General features: G+C 73.8%; 15 protein-coding genes. 9 read left to right on the plus strand and 6 right to left on the minus strand.

The window, feature by feature from the left end; all coding sequences use genetic code 11:
• Positions 1 to 124 precede the first annotated feature (124 nt).
• Positions 125 to 2,221 carry a DEAD/DEAH box helicase gene (locus ACS04_RS21065; protein WP_280921016.1) on the minus strand — a complete coding sequence of 699 codons (2,097 nt, stop codon included), beginning with the start codon at positions 2,219 to 2,221 and terminating at the stop codon, positions 125 to 127.
• Positions 2,222 to 2,714: 493 nt separating this feature from the next.
• Here ACS04_RS21065 and ACS04_RS21070 point away from each other — a divergent pair, with 493 nt between their 5' ends.
• A complete protein-coding gene (locus tag ACS04_RS21070) occupies positions 2,715 to 3,473 on the plus strand; it encodes a ferritin-like fold-containing protein (RefSeq protein WP_048478249.1) in 759 nt (252 codons plus the stop codon).
• 110 nt (positions 3,474 to 3,583) lie between these two features.
• Here the strand turns inward: ACS04_RS21070 and ACS04_RS21075 are convergent, their stop codons facing one another.
• From ACS04_RS21075 to ACS04_RS21090, 4 genes are all read right to left on the minus strand, one after another.
• On the minus strand, positions 3,584 to 3,886 hold the full coding sequence (locus ACS04_RS21075) for a hypothetical protein (protein ID WP_398025550.1): 303 nt from the start codon (positions 3,884 to 3,886) through the stop codon (positions 3,584 to 3,586).
• Positions 3,887 to 4,018: 132 nt separating this feature from the next.
• Positions 4,019 to 4,246 (minus strand): DUF3107 domain-containing protein, encoded by a 228-nt coding sequence (locus ACS04_RS21080; RefSeq protein WP_048478250.1) that lies wholly within the window; start codon positions 4,244 to 4,246, stop codon positions 4,019 to 4,021.
• 186 nt (positions 4,247 to 4,432) lie between these two features.
• The gene (locus ACS04_RS21085) at positions 4,433 to 5,089 is read right to left on the minus strand and encodes a TetR/AcrR family transcriptional regulator (RefSeq protein WP_030153469.1); all 657 of its coding nucleotides are present in this window, start codon (positions 5,087 to 5,089) and stop codon (positions 4,433 to 4,435) included.
• Between the two features lie 136 nt (positions 5,090 to 5,225).
• On the minus strand, positions 5,226 to 5,441 hold the full coding sequence (locus tag ACS04_RS21090) for a hypothetical protein (protein WP_048478251.1): 216 nt from the start codon (positions 5,439 to 5,441) through the stop codon (positions 5,226 to 5,228).
• 162 nt (positions 5,442 to 5,603) lie between these two features.
• On the opposite strand from ACS04_RS21090, the gene ACS04_RS21095 reads away from it, so the two are divergent.
• From ACS04_RS21095 to moeZ, 7 genes are all read left to right on the plus strand, one after another.
• A complete protein-coding gene (locus tag ACS04_RS21095) occupies positions 5,604 to 6,638 on the plus strand; it encodes an alpha/beta fold hydrolase (protein ID WP_078865075.1) in 1,035 nt (344 codons plus the stop codon).
• A gap of 5 nt (positions 6,639 to 6,643) precedes the next feature.
• On the plus strand, positions 6,644 to 8,152 hold the full coding sequence (locus ACS04_RS21100) for a DUF3152 domain-containing protein (protein WP_048478252.1): 1,509 nt from the start codon (positions 6,644 to 6,646) through the stop codon (positions 8,150 to 8,152).
• A 200-nt stretch (positions 8,153 to 8,352) separates the two neighbouring features.
• Positions 8,353 to 10,080, plus strand: a complete 1,728-nt coding sequence (gene pelF / locus ACS04_RS21105) for a GT4 family glycosyltransferase PelF (protein WP_078865077.1) — start codon at positions 8,353 to 8,355, stop codon at positions 10,078 to 10,080.
• Entirely contained in the window at positions 10,077 to 10,973 is an 897-nt protein-coding gene (locus ACS04_RS21110) for a hypothetical protein (protein WP_048478253.1), read from the plus strand. The genes pelF and ACS04_RS21110 overlap by 4 nt, the downstream gene beginning before the upstream one ends.
• A 157-nt stretch (positions 10,974 to 11,130) precedes the next feature.
• Positions 11,131 to 12,195: an SDR family oxidoreductase gene (locus ACS04_RS21115; RefSeq protein ID WP_048478254.1), complete on the plus strand. Its 1,065-nt coding sequence runs from the start codon at positions 11,131 to 11,133 to the stop codon at positions 12,193 to 12,195.
• Positions 12,183 to 12,932 carry a spherulation-specific family 4 protein gene (locus ACS04_RS21120; RefSeq protein WP_048478255.1) on the plus strand — a complete coding sequence of 250 codons (750 nt, stop codon included), beginning with the start codon at positions 12,183 to 12,185 and terminating at the stop codon, positions 12,930 to 12,932. The genes ACS04_RS21115 and ACS04_RS21120 overlap by 13 nt, the downstream gene beginning before the upstream one ends.
• A gap of 63 nt (positions 12,933 to 12,995) precedes the next feature.
• On the plus strand, positions 12,996 to 14,174 hold the full coding sequence (gene moeZ / locus ACS04_RS21125; protein WP_048478256.1) for an adenylyltransferase/sulfurtransferase MoeZ: 1,179 nt from the start codon (positions 12,996 to 12,998) through the stop codon (positions 14,172 to 14,174).
• 70 nt (positions 14,175 to 14,244) lie between these two features.
• Here the strand turns inward: moeZ and ACS04_RS21130 are convergent, their stop codons facing one another.
• Entirely contained in the window at positions 14,245 to 15,831 is a 1,587-nt protein-coding gene (locus tag ACS04_RS21130; protein WP_048478257.1) for an alpha/beta hydrolase, read from the minus strand.
• Positions 15,832 to 16,026: 195 nt separating this feature from the next.
• Here ACS04_RS21130 and ACS04_RS36445 point away from each other — a divergent pair.
• Positions 16,027 to 16,303: leucine zipper domain-containing protein (locus ACS04_RS36445; protein ID WP_158977384.1), on the plus strand; the 277-nt coding region annotated here is incomplete at its 3' end.

The raw sequence follows: 16,303 nt of genomic DNA on the forward strand, positions 1-16,303 counted from the left end.
CGAGCACCCACCCGCATCAGCCCCTACGCAGCACTCCGCCCCGCCGGATCAGATCCAGCGGGGCGGAGTTAGCCAACAGCGTCCCCTCGGAAGGGGACCGGGCCACCGGACGGCGCTGCGGGGATCAGGCCTGCGCGGTCTCCACGACGGGAGCGGCGGCCTTGCGGGTCCGCGTGCGCTTCGGCTTCGCGGGGGCCTCCTCGGCCACGGCGACGGCCTCGGCGACCGGAGCCTCGGCGACCGCTGCGGCGGCCTTGCGGGTCCGCGTGCGCTTCGGCTTGGCCGGGGCCTCCTCGGCCACCGCGACGGCCTCGGCGACCGGAGCGGCCGCCACGGCCTTGCGGGTCCGGGCGGGGGCCGCGCGGCGGGCCCGGACCGGGGGCTCCACCATCGGGGCCACCTGGAAGTCCGGCTCCGGGGCAGCGTCGACGGCCTTGCGGGTCCGGGGGCGGCGGGCCTTGACCACGACCTCCTCGGCCGGAGCCTCCGCGATCGGGGTCACCTGGGCGAGGACGGGCTTCTGGGTCGGCACCCGGCGGGCACGGACCGGCTCGGTCCTGACGGGCTCCGCCGTGGCCGGCTCGGCCGGCGGGGCCTGCTCGAAGGCCGGCTCCGCGAAGACCGCGGCGGCCGCGACCTTGCGGGTACGGGTGCGGCGGGCCTTGACCGGGGCCTCCTCGGCCGGAGCCTCGGCGACCGGCACGACGGCGACGGGGGCGACCTCGACGACCGGAGCGACGGTGGCGACCGGAGCCTGCTCGGCCACGGCGGCGGCCGCGGCGGCAGCCGTGGTCACCGAGCGCGTCCGACGACGGCGCGGCTTGCGCGCCTCGTCACCGGCCGCGGCCTCGGGGGCCTCGGCCACCGGCGTCACGGCGGCGGTCTCGGCGCCTAGCTCGGTACCGCCGCGCGTACGGCGGCGCTGGCGCGGGGTGCGCGTACGGTCGCCGCGCTCCTCGACCGGGGCAGCGGCGGCGGCCGGACCGCGGTCACCGCGGTCACCGCGACCGCCACGGCCACCGCGGCCGCCGGTCTCGCCCAGGTCTTCCAGGTCCTCGGCCTTCAGGCCGGCCCGCGTGCGCTCGGCGCGCGGCAGGATGCCCTTGGTGCCGGCCGGGATGTTCATCTCCTCGAACAGGTGCGGGGACGTGGAGTACGTCTCGACCGGGTCGTGGAAGTCCAGCTCCAGCGCCTTGTTGATCAGCTGCCAGCGCGGGATGTCGTCCCAGTCGACCAGCGTGACGGCGATGCCCTTGTTGCCCGCGCGGCCGGTGCGGCCCACGCGGTGCAGGAAGGTCTTCTCGTCCTCGGGCGTCTGGTAGTTGATGACGTGGGTGACACCCTCGACATCGATGCCGCGCGCGGCGACGTCGGTGCACACCAGCACGTCGACCTTGCCGTTGCGGAAGGCGCGCAGCGCCTGCTCGCGCGCCCCCTGGCCCAGGTCGCCGTGGACGGCGCCGGACGCGAAGCCGCGCTTCTCCAGCTGCTCGGCGATGTCGGCCGCCGTGCGCTTCGTACGGCAGAAGATCATGGCCAGCCCGCGGCCCTCGGCCTGCAGGATGCGGGAGACGAGCTCCGGCTTGTCCATGTTGTGCGCACGGAAGACGTGCTGCTTGATGTTGGCGACGGTGACGCCCTCGCCCTCGGGCGAGGTGGCGCGGATGTGCGTCGGCTGCGTCATGTACCGGCGGGCCCGGCCGATGACCGCGCCCGGCATGGTCGCCGAGAACAGCATCGTCTGGCGCTTGGCCGGGAGGTAGTTGATGATCTTCTCGACGTCGGGCAGGAAGCCCAGGTCGAGCATCTCGTCGGCCTCGTCGAGGACGAGGGCCTTGACGTGCGACAGGTCCAGCTTGCGCTGGCCGGCCAGGTCGAGCAGGCGGCCCGGGGTGCCGACGATCACGTCGACGCCCTTCTTGAGCGCCTCGACCTGCGGCTCGTACGCGCGGCCGCCGTATATGGCGAGGACGCGGACGTTGCGGACCTTGCCCGCGGTCAGCAGGTCGTTGGTGACCTGGGTGCACAGCTCGCGCGTGGGGACGACGACGAGGGCCTGCGGGGCGTCGGTGAGCTGCTCGGGCGTGGCCCGGCCGGCCTCGACGTCCGCGGGGACGACGACCCGCTCCAGCAGGGGAAGGCCGAAGCCGAGCGTCTTGCCGGTTCCGGTCTTGGCCTGGCCGATGACGTCCGTGCCGGAAAGGGCGACGGGGAGGGTCATCTCCTGGATCGGGAAGGGGGACACAATGCCGACGGCCTCAAGGGCTTCGGCCGTCTCGGGAAAGATCCCGAGGTCTCGGAACGTAGTCAGGGTGCTGCCTCTTCTGTGAGACGCGGCGCGAGGCGGCGAAGGGGGGTCGTACCGTGCCGGGCTTGCAGTACTGCGCCCACCCGGGTTCGGGGGAGCCGTGCAAAGCTGCTCGGGACCACTGGCCTTCGCTCAAGCGCTCGTACCGCTGAGGGGGCCCCTCGTGGAGACGCGGTACGCATGTGCGTACGCATCACGCCGAGGGCGGTCGGGTGGAGCCGATCGGGCCACCGACCGGGCATCCTCATTCGGATGGCCCGCCGAGTATCCGGCAGGCGCATTACCACTGTACCTCGGAATCGCGCAGCTGTGTCGGGTGAATTCACCTGGTAGTCGCGTTTGGGCGGACCACGGGTGACCTGGTGCGGTGCCTGGGGCGGGGCCGTGGCGGGCTATTGTGCGGAGCATGTCGACCGTTGAAAACGCATCGCCCTCCGACGACAGCGCCGCCGCCGAGGCGACCGGGATCGCCGCCCAGGACTGGGCGACCGCCTCCGCCTCGCCGCAGTACCGGGCCGCCGTCGTGGACCTGCTGGGAGCGCTCGCGTACGGAGAGCTCGCCGCCTTCGAGCGCCTCGCGGAGGACGCGAAGCTCGCGCCCACCCTTGACGACAAGGCCGAGCTCGCGAAGATGGCCTCCGCGGAGTTCCACCACTTCGAGCGGCTGCGCGACCGGCTCGCCGCGATCGACGCCGAGCCGACCGCCGCCATGGAGCCCTTCGCCAAGGGCGTCGACGACTTCCACCGCCAGACCGCGCCCTCGGACTGGCTGGAGGGCCTGGTCAAGGCGTACGTCGGCGACTCGATCGCCAGTGACTTCTACCGCGAGGTCGCCACCCACCTGGACACCGACACCCGCGCCCTCGTCGTGAGCGTGCTCGACGACACCGGCCACGGCGGCTTCGCCGTCGAGAAGGTGCGCGCCGCCATCGAGGCCGACCCCCGCTGCGGCGGCAGGCTCGCCCTGTGGGCCCGCCGGCTGATGGGCGAGGCGCTCTCGCAGGCGCAGCGCGTGGTCGCCGAGCGCGACGCGCTCTCCACGATGCTGGTGGGCGGCGTGGACGGGATGGCGGCCGGCTTCGACCTGGCGGCCGTCGGCGAGATGTTCACCCGCATCACCAAGGCGCACACCAAGCGCATGGCCGCCCTGGGCCTCGCCGCCTGATCCGGCTCCCGCCGCTCGTACGCCGGCCCCGGCGCGGAATCCCGCGCCGGGGCCGGCGCATGAGGTGACGGAGTACGGAGGGGAATGGATCAGGTCACTTCCAGGACCGGTCAGCCCTGCGACGGGAGCGAAAACGGAGCCCGGCGCGATGAGCGCCGGCGCCCGCTCGCGGGGCGCAGCAGCAGCGACAGCACCACCGCGGAGACCAGCACCGAACCGACCAGGGTCGCGAAGAGCGTGTTGTGTCCCGGGCCGAGCGCGAACTGCGTCAGCCAGGCCCCGAACAGCGCCCCCAACACCCCGCTGACCAGCACGGTCCTCGGGGAGGGCAGCCGCTGGGCCAGCGCTCGCAGGGCCGCTCCGGCCAGGGCGAGGCCCAGGAGGGCGGAGCCGAGCACTTCCAACAGCAGCATGGGGGTCTCCCGCAGGTCAGGGGCAAACCGGGTCACTGCGGTCCTACCCGAAGCGGAGGCAAGGGAAACGGCCCGGTGGAATCAACCACCGGGCCGTTGCACCCAGTTCTGCCGAATGCCGGTCGCGACGCGTCAGAGCGCGCCGAAACCGACCTTGCGCACGCTCGGCTCGCCCAGGTCGACGTAGGACAGGCGGTCGGCCGGCACCAGGACCTTGCGGCCCTTGTTGTCGGTGAGGCTCAGCAGCGGCTCCGAACCGGTCAGCGCGGCGGTGACGACACGCTCCAGCTCCTCGGCGCTCAAGTCGCTCTCCAGCACGATCTCCCGGGGTGCGTGCTGCACGCCGATCTTGACCTCCACGGCTTTGTCCCTCCGATGGTCGGTTGTGCGCGATCAGCCGCGCCGTACCCGGTCCACATTAGCCCGGAGAGGGGACCCGGATGCGGCGCACCGGACACGCTCGCAGCGAACACCACGCCCCGCCGGCAGGCCGGGCCTTCCTGGTCCAGCCTTCCCGGCCGGGCTTTCCCGGCCTGGCTTTCCCGGTCAGGCCTGCGGGGCCTGGCCGCCCTCCGTGCCGTGCAGCGGGAATCCGGCGATGCCGCGCCAGGCCAGCGAGGTCAGCAGGCCCACCGCCGTGTCGCGGGCGACCGGGCTCTCGCTGGAGAGCCAGTACCGGGCCACGACCTGCGAGACCCCGCCCAGGCCCACGGCCAGCAGCATCGACTCGTCCTTGGACAGGCCGGTGTCCTCGGCGATGACGTCGGAGATGGCCTCGGCGCACTGGAGCGAGACGCGGTCGACGCGCTCGCGCACCGCCGGCTCGTTCGTCAGGTCGGACTCGAAGACCAGCCGGAACGCGCCGCCCTCGTCCTCCACGTACGCGAAGTAGGCGTCCATGGTCGCGGCCACGCGCAGCTTGTTGTCCGTCGTCGACGCGAGCGCCGTGCGCACCGCGAGCAGCAGGGCCTCGCAGTGCTGGTCCAGCAGCGCCAGGTAGAGGTCCAGCTTGCCCGGGAAGTGCTGGTACAGCACGGGCTTGCTGACGCCCGCCCGCTCCGCGATGTCGTCCATCGCCGCCGCGTGGTAACCCTGCGCGACGAAGACCTCCTGGGCCGCGCCCAGGAGCTGATTGCGTCGGGCTCGGCGCGGCAGTCGCGTGCCCCGGGGACGCGCTGCCTCGGTCTGCTCGATGGCTGTCACGCCGCCTCCCACTTTCTCTAAGAACACAGTGCGCTCTGCGCCGCGCGGCCATCGTACTTTTCGGTAACCGAATCTGTAGGGTCCAAGCCGAGTTTTCTCGCTTGACGGACCGCCCGAGACCGCCCGGAGACGCTGGTCAGCGGTAGTCGTCCTCGTCCAGGGTCACCACCCGCGCCTGCTCGGCGGCGTCCCCGTCCGCGGCCTCGCCGCGGTCCACCCCGGTGACCCGGTCGTCGTCGTCCGGTTGCAGCTCGGCCAGCTGTTCCGCCGCATCGGCCTCGGGCGCCTCGGCGTCGAGGGTCTCCGGGAAACGCTCCTGGAAGGTTTCCGGCTCTGCGGGGTCGATGGTCATGTGGCTCCCCTTCTTCCCTCGCCCCTCGTGGGCCGGCCGTCCCTGTGGCCTGCCCCATCTATGAGCGTAGGAGGATCGCGAATACCCCGCTACGCGGATCCCCATGCATCTGTGACGCCGAACACAAGAGTCCGGACGTGATCGTCTCGTAACATTGACCGCATGTCTTCGACCGAGCTGCCGGGTGTGCGATCCGCATCCGAAGCGTCCCCCCAGGTGGGAGCCGTCCACGTCGCCGAGGGGGAGCAGCTGCGCACGGTGGCGCTGCCCGGACTGGAGCTCACCGTCCGGTCCCGGCCCCCGCGGCGCGCGGGTCTGCCCCCCGCGCTGTTCGTCCACGGGCTCGGCGGTTCGTCGACGAACTGGACGGACCTCATGGCACAGCTGGAGGACACCGTCGACGGCGAGGCCGTCGACCTGCCCGGCTTCGGCTGGTCCCCGCCGCCCGCCGACCGGGACTACTCGGTCACGTCGCTGGCCCGCGCGGTCATCCGGCACCTCGACGCCGCCGGCCGCGGCCCCGTCCACCTCTTCGGCAACTCCCTCGGCGGCGCCGTCTCCACCCGCGTCGCGGCCGTCCGACCCGACCTCGTGCGCACGCTCACCCTGATCTCGCCCGCGCTGCCCGAGCTGCGCGTGCAGCGGTCGGCCGTGCCGACCGCCCTGCTCGCCGTACCCGGGATGGCCTCGCTGGTCGTACGGCTCACCCGCGGGCTGAGCGCCGAGGAGCGCACCCGCGGGGTGACGGCCCTGTGTTACGGGGACCTCTCCCGGGTGACACCGGAGGGCTTCGCGCACGCCGTCACGGAGATGGAGCGGCGGATGGCCCTCCCCTACTTCTGGGAGGCGATGACCCGCTCCTCGCGCGGCATCGTCGACGCCTACACCCTCGGCGGCCAGCACGGACTGTGGCGCCAGGCGCAGCGGGTGCTCGCCCCGACCCTGCTGGTCTACGGTGGCCGGGACCAACTGGTCTCGTACCGTATGGCGCAGAAGGCGGCGGCCTCCTTCCGGGGTTCGCGGCTGCTTACCCTTCCCCGGGCCGGGCACGTGGCGATGATGGAGTACCCCGAGGTCGTGGCGCAGGCCTTCCGGGAGCTGCTGCGCGACACCGCTCCGGCCGCGGGCGACACGCAGGACACGCGCGACACGCAGGACACGCTCGACATCCGGGATACCGAAGACGGCAGAGGCTGAGGACCGTGGGACGACATAGTCGCAAGGGGCCCGCTCCGGCCCCCGCCCCTGTCCGCCCGGCCCCGGAGACGGAGCCCGCGGCGGCCTTCCCGTACGAGGAGCGGTCCCTCTTCGGGGAGCGCCGCCCCTCCGGGGAGCACCCGTCGTACGAGGAGCCCGCGTCGTACGCGCAGCAGCCGGCGTACGCGGAGCAGCCCGCCCCGGCGGGACGGTCCGCGGCGGAGCCGTCCGTGTTCGAGAGGCGTCCGTCCGAGGGACGGAACCGGCACGGCGACGGGCAGCGCCCGCGCGAGGAGCACCGGCCGCACGAGGAGCCGTGGCCCTCCGGCGGGTACCCCGCGTACGAGGAGCCCCGCGGCGGCCACCCCGAGCAGCGCGAGCCCGGCGGCGCCTGGGGCGCGGAGACCGACGCGGTGTACGGGGACTGGCGCGGCGTCCCGCGGCCGCCGCGTTCGGCCGCCGCAGCACCGGACACCGACACCCCGGCCTTCGGCACCCCCGCGGTCGGCTTCCCCCGGGTGACCCTCCCGCAGCCCGCGGCCGACCCCCTGACCTCCACCGGCTCGCACCGCCGGGTGCCCGGGCCGCGCGCCCCGGTGACGGCGGGCGCCCCGGCGGCCGCGCCCGCCGCCCCCGCCCCGGCGGCCGCTCCCGCCGAGGAGCCGCCCGCCTCCGGGCGCGGGCGGAAGGTCCGTACGTACGCCGGGATGGCCGCGGCGGCGGTCACGACCGCGCTCGCCGTCGTCGTCGCCGTGCAGATGGCCGGCGACGGGGACGCCGGGTCCTCCGCCACCGCGAGCGCCGCCGGCGGCGCCCAGAAGCGCGCCGAGGCCGGCACGTCGGCCGCCTCCCGCGCCGACCGCCGCGGGACGCCGGCCGCGTCCGCCGCTCCGGCCGCGCCCGCGGTGGAGCTGTCGTACGAGCAGCAGATGGCCCGGCAGTTCCCCATCGACGAGAAGCTGAAGGGGTCCGGCACCTTCGACACCGTCCCCGGGGTGGCTCCGGCGCCCGGCAAGGGCAAGAAGGTCCGCTACCGGGTCGACGTGGAGCAGGGGCTCGGGCTGGACGCGCAGCTGTTCGCCGAGGCCGTCCACCGCACCCTCAACGACGACCGCAGCTGGGGCCACGGCGGGACCAAGACCTTCGAGCGGGTGCCAGGCGGCGAGGCCGACTTCGTCATCACGCTGGCCAGCCCGGGCACCACCGCCGTGTGGTGCGCCAAGTCCGACCTGGACACCACCGTCGACAACGTCAGCTGTGACTCCGCGAGCACCGAGCGGGTCATGATCAACGCGTTCCGCTGGGCGCAGGGCTCGCCGACGTACGGGGCGGACCAGATGTTCGCGTACCGGCAGATGCTCATCAACCACGAGGTCGGCCACCGCCTCGGGCACGGGCACGTGAACTGCCAGACCCCGGGCGCCCTCGCGCCGATCATGCAGCAGCAGACGAAGTCCCTCGACATCGGCGGGATCCAGTGCAAGCCCAACCCGTGGGTGTTCCCCGGAGGTTGACCGGCGCCCGGGGCACGAGGGCCGCAGGCCCTTTCTAGCGCGCTCGAACGCGGGTCGTGGGCGAAAGTTACGACTCTTCACCCCTTCCGGTGGCGCGACGGACAACCGTCCGTCGCGCCTTCGGCATATCCGCTTGAGTTTCCCGCGGCGGGTCACCGGACCACGGCGACCGCCTGAACGGGAGATCGGGGGTGCCACTCGTGCGGATCGGACTGCTCACGGAAGGTGGTTATCCGTATGCGACGGGAGAGGCGCGGCTGTGGTGCGACCGGCTGGTCCGCGGACTGCCGCAGCACGAGTTCGAGCTCTACGCCCTGAGCCGCAGCGCCGAGCAGGAGGAGCGCGGCCGCGTCGTCCTGCCCGAGCACGTCACCCGCGTCTGGACCGCCCCGCTCTGGGCCCCGGCGGACGACGGGCGCACGTACTCCCGCCGTGAGCGCCGGCGCTTCGCCGACAGCTTCAAGGAGCTGGTCCGCGGGATCTGCTCGGGCGATCCGGAGCCCGACTCCTTCGCCTCCGGTCTGTACGGACTGGCCGAACTCGCCCGCGAACAGGGCGGGATGTACGCGGCCCTGCGCTCCGAGACCGCGGTACGGGCGGTGGAGGCGGGCTGCAGGGCGAGCGGCGCGCGCCGCTCCGTACAGCGCGCCCAGGTGGCCGACCTGCTGGACTTCGTCGACGAACTGGAGCGGCTGCTGCGGCCGTTGTCCCTCGACTGGTACGAGGACCTGCGCGAGGTGGACGTCTGCCACGCGGCGGCGGGCGGGATCGCCGCGCTCCCCGGCCTGCTGGCCAAACGCTTCTTCGGGGTTCCGCTGCTGGTCACGGAGTACGGGGTCCAGCTGCGGGCGCACTACCTGGAGCACGCGGCGGACCCGCCCGGGCCGGCGGCCGGGGGGGCCGCTCCGCGGCCGGCCGTACGGGCCCTGCTGGCGGCGTTCCACACGCGGCTGGCCGCCGAGATCTACGCCGAGGCCGACCTCCTCACCCCCGGCAACGCGCACGCCCGGCGCTGGCAGGAGCGCTGCGGCGCCACCCGTGACCGGCTGCGGACGGTCTACCCGGGGATGGAGGCGGACCGATTCGCCACCGTCGGCGAGGACCCCGACCGCGGGGACCCCGACACCCTGGTCTGGGTCGGGCGGATAGAGCCCGCCAAGGACCTGATCGCGCTGCTGCACGCCTTCGCCGATGTGCGCCGGGCCGCGCCGCAGACCCGGCTGCGGATCTTCGCGACCGCCGTGGTCCCCGGCTACCTCGCCGACTGCCGCTCGCTCGCCGCGCAGCTCTTCCCCGACGAGGCCGCCGACGCCGTCACGGTCGGGGAGAACCCGGTCACCTTCGAGGAGATCGGCGGCCCCGAAGCCCCCACGTCCGCCCACGCGTACGGCTCCGGGCGGGTGGTCGTGCTGTCCTCCGTGATCGAGGGGTTCCCGATCACGCTGGCCGAGGCGATGCTCTGCGGCCGGGCCACCGTCTCCACCGACGTCGGCGCCGTGTGCGAGGTCATCGGCGGTACGGGACTGGTCGTTCCGCCGCGCAATCCGCAGGCGCTGGCCGACGCGTGCCTGTCGCTGCTGCGCGATCCGGAGCGGGCCCACCGGCTGGGCGCGGCGGCCCGGGCGCGCGCCCTGGAGCTGTTCACCGTCGAGCAGAACGTGGCCGCCTTCCGGGAGATCTACCTCCAGCTGCTGGCCCGCGGACCGGCCCGGGCGGAGGGCGGGGTCCCGTTCGAACAGCCCCTGGAGGCCCGGGTTCCGGGCCACTGGACGAGTCCTTCGTGGGCGGAGCCGGGGGCGGCTTCCGCGAAGTCCCCGGGCGCTCCGGACGCCCCGGGGGCTCCCCGTACCCCGCACGCACCGGACGCACCGGGCACCCCGGGCACCCCGGACACGACCACCACCACGGCCAAGGAGGCGACCGTATGACCCTGGACGAAGCCGCCCCCGTCGCCCCGGCCCCCCGCCGCAGGGCCGCCGGGGACCCCGTCAAGCTGCTGCTGCACCGCCACCGGGCCCTGTGCGAGCGGGCCGTGGACCCGCTGGAGATCGCCGCCGGGCTGGAGGCGCAGGGCATCACCGACCGCACCGCCGCGCGCTTCCGGCACCGGGACGTGTTCTCGCTCGCGGAGGAGCTGTACGCCCGTACCCCGCGCGGGGACGAGCCGGCCGCGCCCTCCGCCGCCCTGCCCGCCGACGCCCGGGCCTTACGCGGCTTCGGCTGCGCCCTGCTCCCCGGCGCCCTCGCGCTCGGGGCGGCCGCCGCCGGGATGCCGTTCGCCGGGCCCGCCGCCGTGCTCGTCACCGTCGCCGCACTGGTGTGGCCCGCCAGTCCCGGACGGGCCGCCCCCGGGCGGTTCCCGTACGCCGTGCTGCTGATCGCCGCGGCCGCCGTGGGCTGGGCGGTGTACCGCCACGGCGCCCCGCTCGGGGCCGCTCTCGCCCTGGCCGCGGCCCCCGGGCACCTGGCCGGCGCCGTGTTCGCCGCCCGCGCCCGGAGCCGGCTCGCCGGGAGCCGGGCTCTGGAGGACTTCGCCGACCGGGCCCGACCGCTGCTCGCCCTGGCCGTCCTCGCCTTCGCAGCGGCCGCCGCGGGGGCGGCCGCGCTGGCCGGGACCCCGCTCGGCGTCGCCGTACCGCTCGCCGTGCTGCTGTTCCTGACCCGCCTGCTGCTGGGGCACGGGGCTCCGCGCGGGCCCGTCGCCGCGGCCCTGGCCCTCGCCCTGGTCCCGACCCCGCTGGCGGTTCCCGCCGCCGCGGCGGGGCTCCTCGTACAGGCCGTCCTCACGCTGTCCCGGGCGTCCGCGCACGCCCGGCCCTGAGCCCGGCCGGACCGCGCCCGTCCGCCTCCGCCCCTTCGGAGCGGTCGCCGAGGCGCCGTACCCGCCCCCTATTCCCCTGCCCTTACCCCGACCCCCCTGCCCATCGACCAAGGAGACACAGGATGACCGGCCAGCCAACCAACCACGGGGCCGCGCGATGAGGGTGCTGCTGATCGGAGCCAACGGATACCTCGGGCGCTACGTCGCCGACCGGCTGCTCGCCGACCCCGCCGTCCAGCTCACCGCGCTCGGCCGCGGCGATGACGCGGACGTCCGCTTCGACCTCGCCACCGGCAGCCCCGGCGCCCTCACCCGGTTCCTCGACGCGGTCCACCCCGGCGTCGTCATCAACTGCGCCGGGGCCACCCGCGGCGGGGCACGGGAGCTGACCCGGCACAACACCGTCGCCGTGGCCACCATCTGCGAATCCCTGCGCCGCAGCGGCTGCGGGGCCCGGCTCGTCCAGCTCGGCTGCGCCGCCGAGTACGGGCCCAGCCAGCCCGGATCCTCCACGGCCGAGGACGCCGTGCCGAGACCGGGCGGGCCGTACGGCGTCAGCAAGCTGGCCGCCACCGAGCTGGTGCTCGGGTCGGGGCTGGACGCGGTCGTCCTGCGGATCTTCTCGCCCGTCGGGCCCGGCACCCCCGCCGGGTCCCCGCTCGGCCGGCTCGCCGAGGCCATGCGCCGCGCGATGCAGAACGGGGACGGCGAGCTCAAGCTCAGCGGCCTCGGTGTCCAGCGCGACTTCGTGGACGTACGGGACGTGGCGCGGGCCGTGCACGCCGCCTCCCTCTCCGCCGCCCAGGGCGTCGTCAACATCGGCACCGGGCGCGCGGTCCGGCTGCGCGACGCGGCGGCGGTGCTGGCCCGGGTCGCCGGGTACGGAGGAGCCCTGCACGAGCTGGACCTACCGCAGCAGGGCCAGCACGGCCAGGGACACGGCCACGGGCCGGGCCACGGCCTCGGCGCCGGGCACGGCCACGCCCACCAGGCCGGCGGCCGGCCGGGGCTCGCCGCCATCGGCTCGCCGCGCTCCGAGGCGACGGCCGAGCAGCTCGCCGCCGGCGGGGCCGTGACGCAGCCGTACCCCTACCCGGACGGCTGCGGCGCCTGGCAGCAGGCCGACGTGCGCACGGCCCGCGACCGGCTGGGCTGGCGGCCCCGGATCGGCCTGGAGGAGTCCCTCGCGGACATCTGGATGGAGGCGGCGTGCCGCATCTGACGACCGCGGCCACGGCGGCCGCCGCGACCGAGGCCGGCCGCCTCGGCCTCGGCGTCCCCGGGTACGCGCACCCGCTGCTCGCGCCGGTCGAATGGGCCGAGCTGACCCGGCCCGGTACCCCGCTGCACTGGACGGTGCTCAACGTCGCGGACGGGCCCGGCGGCCGGCCCGACCCGCACTGCACCGAGGCCGCGGGCAGGCTCCGGGAGGCCGGCGGGACGGTCCTCGGCCATCTCGCGATGCGAGACGGCGCGCGCTCGTTCGGTGAGCTGGTCTCCGACGCCCACCGGTTCCTCGACTGGTACCGGGTCGGCGGCTTCTACCTGGCCGGAGCCCCGGCGGACCGGGCCGAGCTGGCCGCGGTGCGCCGGGTCGTCGACGCCCTGCGCGGCCTCGGCGAGGAGCTGCACCTCGTGCTGGGCCACGGCACGCACCCGTACGAGGGCTACGCGGACGCCGCCGACCAACTGGTCACGTTCTCCGGGGCGTGGGCCGACTACCGCTGGTCTCAGGTGGCGGAGTGGACCGCCGAGCACCCGCCCGAGCGCTTCTGCCACCTGGTCCACGGGGTGCCGCGCTCCCACCTGGAGGAGGCGGTGCGGATCGCGCGCTGGCAGGGCGCCGGCACGATCTGGTTCACCGACCGCGGCGACGCCGGAGGCCGCGACCCGTGGGCCTCGATGCCCGCGTACTGGGACGAAATCGTCTCGCAGATCGGACCGGGTGTCTCGGAATGAAGAAGGGCGTGGCAGTGTTACGGGGAGAACCACCGTTACGACGTAACCATCTACGGAGTCCCCGTGTCGCTGCCACCCCTGGTCGAGCCAGCTGCTGAGCTCACCGTTGACGAGGTCCGTCGGTACTCCCGCCACCTGATCATCCCGGACGTCGGGATGGACGGCCAGAAGCGCCTGAAGAACGCCAAGGTGCTGGCCGTGGGCGCGGGCGGCCTCGGCTCGCCCGCCCTCATGTACCTGGCCGCGGCCGGTGTCGGCACGCTGGGCATCGTGGAGTTCGACGAGGTCGACGAGTCGAATCTCCAGCGCCAGATCATCCACAGCCAGTCGGACATCGGCCGTTCCAAGGCCGAGTCCGCGCGGGACAGCGTGCTGGGCATCAACCCGTACGTGAACGTGGTCCTTCACGAGGAGCGGCTCGAAGCCGAGAACGTGATGGAGATCTTCAGCCAGTACGACCTCATCGTCGACGGCACGGACAACTTCGCCACGCGCTACCTCGTCAACGACGCCTGCGTGCTGCTGAACAAGCCGTACGTATGGGGTTCGATCTACCGCTTCGACGGCCAGGCCTCGGTCTTCTGGTCCGAGCACGGGCCGTGCTACCGCTGCCTGTACCCGGAGCCCCCGCCGCCGGGCATGGTCCCGAGCTGCGCCGAGGGCGGCGTGCTGGGCGTGCTCTGCGCGTCCATCGGGTCGATCCAGGTGACGGAGGCCATCAAGGTCCTCACCGGCGTCGGCGAGCCGCTGGTCGGCCGCCTGATGATCTACGACGCCCTGGAGATGCAGTACCGGCAGGTCAAGGTCCGCAAGGACCCCGACTGCGCGGTGTGCGGCCCGAACGCGACGGTCACCGAACTCATCGACTACGAGGCCTTCTGCGGCGTCGTGTCGGAAGAGGCCCAGGAGGCGGCGCTCGGCTCCACCATCACTCCGAAGCAGCTCAAGGAGTGGATCGACGGGGACGAGCCGATCGAGATCATCGACGTCCGCGAGAAGAACGAGTACGAGATCGTCTCGATCCCCGGCGCGAAGCTGATCCCCAAGGGCGAGTTCCTGATGGGCACCGCCCTCCAGGACCTCCCGCAGGACAAGCGCATCGTCTTGCACTGCAAGACGGGTGTCCGCAGTGCGGAAGTCCTCGCGGTCCTGAAGTCCGCGGGCTTCGCGGACGCCGTCCACGTTGGCGGCGGCGTGATCGGCTGGGTCCACCAGATCGAGCCCGAGAAGCCGGTGTACTAGAGGCCGGTGTACCAGGCCGGGGCACCACTGGACCGGTGCGACGCTCCGCGCGCCCGAGCGTTCGAGGCCCTCACCCCGCGACCGGGGTGGGGGCCTCCTCGCTGGGCGGGGCGGCCGCCTTGGTGCAGACGGTGTCGGCGGGGGGCACCTTGCCGTCCAGCAGGTAGCCGTTCACCGCGGCCTGCACGCACTTGTCGCCGCTGTTGTAGGCGCCGTGTCCCTCGCCCTTGTACGTGAGCTCCACGCCGACGCCGGGACCGAGCCGCTCCACCATCTTGCGGGCGCCCTCGTACGGGGTCGCGGGGTCGCCGGTGTTGCCGATCACCAGGATGGGCGCCGACCCGGGGGCGGAGACGTCCGGGGTCTCCCAGGCGCCGGGGACGGGCCAGTCGGTGCAGCTCATCATCGCCCAGCCGAGGAAGTCCCCGAAGACGGGGGAGGCCGCACGGAAGGCGGGCAGCTTCTCCTTGGTCTGCGCCAGCGTGTACCGGCCCTTGGAGTCGGCGCAGTTGATCGCCGTGTTGGCGGCGCCGATGTTGCTGTAGTGCCCCTGCTGGTCGCGGCCGTTGAGCGCGTCGGACAGCGCCATCAGCAGCTGCCCCTGCCCGCCCTCGGCCTCGTCGAGCCCCTGCTCCAGCAGTGGCCACAGTTCCTGGGAGTACAGGGCCTGGGCGATGCCGTTCGTGGCGGCGGAGTCGGTGAGCATCCGGCCGCCGATGCCGGGGATGGGCTTGGCGGCAAGGCTCTTCTGGAGCTTGATGATGTTGTCCTCGATCTCCTTGGGGGTGCTGCCCTGGAGCCGGCACTCGTCGCCCCGGTTCACGCAGTCCTGCGCGAAGTTGCCGAGGGCGAGCTGGAACCCCTTGGCCTGGCCGAGAGCCCCCTCCTCGGAGTTCTGCGTCGGATCGACGACGGCGTCGAAGACGGCCCGGCCGACGTTCTTGGGGAAGAGGTGGGCGTAGACCCCGCCCAGCTCGGTGCCGTAGGAGATCCCGAAGTAGTTCAGCTTCTCGTCGCCGAGGGCCTGGCGGATCCGGTCGAGGTCGCGGGCGGCGTTCTCGGTGCCGACGTAGGGCAGCAGGTGCCCGGACCTGGCCTTGCAGGCGTTCTTGTACTTCTCCAGGTTCCCGAGGAAGGCCTTCTCCTCCTCGGGCGTCTCGGGCGAGGAGTCCTGCGCGTAGTAGGCGTCGAGCTGCTTGTCGTCCTCGCACAGGACGGGGGCGCTGCGCCCCACGCCGCGCGGATCGAAGCTGACGAGGTCGTAGCGCGCCCGCAGGGCCTCGTACTCCTTGGCGGCGCCGGGCAGCGTACTGATCCCGGATCCGCCGGGGCCGCCGAAGTTGAACACGAGCGAGCCGAGCCGCTTGTTCTTGTCCCGGGCCTTGGCCCGGATCAGGGCCAGCGGGATCGTCTCGCCCTCGGGCTTGGCGTAGTCGAGGGGGACGTGGAGCGTGGCGCACTCCCAGTCCTTGGGCGGCGCCTGCCCGCCGCCTTCGGCGACGTCCGGAGCCTCGCACTCCCCCCACTTCAGGGGCGCGGCCCCCGGAGTCCCGCCGGCCTCGGGCTTGCCCTCACCGCCGTCGGAACAGCCGCTGACCCCGGCCAGCCCGAGAGCGACGACGACGGCCACGGCACCCCGCACCAAGTTTCGACCCATGCCCCCATCCTGCGACCCCCACACCCACCCCGCCCGCGCGCTGACCCATTCGGGCGTCGAGGGACGGGAGTGACGGTACGGCCTAGATGTGTTGTCCGGGGACGTTGGTGACACGCGTGCTGGGTTCTTGAAATGGGTGAGGGCCTGCGGGTTCGGTGTGGATTGCGACATCTACATCGTTCCGAGGAGGCCCTCGTGGTCCACCGTAATGCCCCGCTGACCGAGACCGGACGACTTCGGCTGGCCCGCTGTGTCGTGGACGACGGCTGGCCCGTGCGGCGGGCCGCGGAGCGTTTCCAGGTCAGCCACACCACCGCCGCCCGCTGGGCCGCCCGCTACCGCACGCTGGGTGTCGCCGGAATGAGTGACCGCTCCAGCCGCCCGCACCGCCAGCCGCGGCGGACCGCGGCCGCAGTCGAGGAACACGTCCTGCGGCTACGACGCGAGCACCGGATCGGACCCCTGCGCCTGG

Source organism: Streptomyces roseus, assembly GCF_001044425.1.
In the GTDB taxonomy this organism is placed as follows: Bacteria; Actinomycetota; Actinomycetes; order Streptomycetales; family Streptomycetaceae; genus Streptomyces; species Streptomyces roseus.

Excerpts from the sequence above, each read along its gene's own strand:
- ACS04_RS21065 (WP_280921016.1), bottom strand. The coding sequence starts at position 2,221 with ATGACCCTCCCCGTCGCCCTTTCCGGCACGGACGTCATCGGCCAGGCC.
- ACS04_RS21110 (WP_048478253.1), top strand. The coding sequence starts at position 10,077 with ATGACCCTGGACGAAGCCGCCCCCGTCGCCCCGGCCCCCCGCCGCAGG.
- ACS04_RS21095 (WP_078865075.1), top strand. The coding sequence starts at position 5,604 with ATGTCTTCGACCGAGCTGCCGGGTGTGCGATCCGCATCCGAAGCGTCC.
- ACS04_RS21115 (WP_048478254.1), top strand. The coding sequence starts at position 11,131 with ATGAGGGTGCTGCTGATCGGAGCCAACGGATACCTCGGGCGCTACGTC.
- ACS04_RS21090 (WP_048478251.1), bottom strand. The coding sequence starts at position 5,441 with ATGACCATCGACCCCGCAGAGCCGGAAACCTTCCAGGAGCGTTTCCCG.
- ACS04_RS21075 (WP_398025550.1), bottom strand. The coding sequence starts at position 3,886 with ATGCTGCTGTTGGAAGTGCTCGGCTCCGCCCTCCTGGGCCTCGCCCTG.
- ACS04_RS21130 (WP_048478257.1), bottom strand. The coding sequence starts at position 15,831 with ATGGGTCGAAACTTGGTGCGGGGTGCCGTGGCCGTCGTCGTCGCTCTC.
- ACS04_RS21070 (WP_048478249.1), top strand. The coding sequence starts at position 2,715 with ATGTCGACCGTTGAAAACGCATCGCCCTCCGACGACAGCGCCGCCGCC.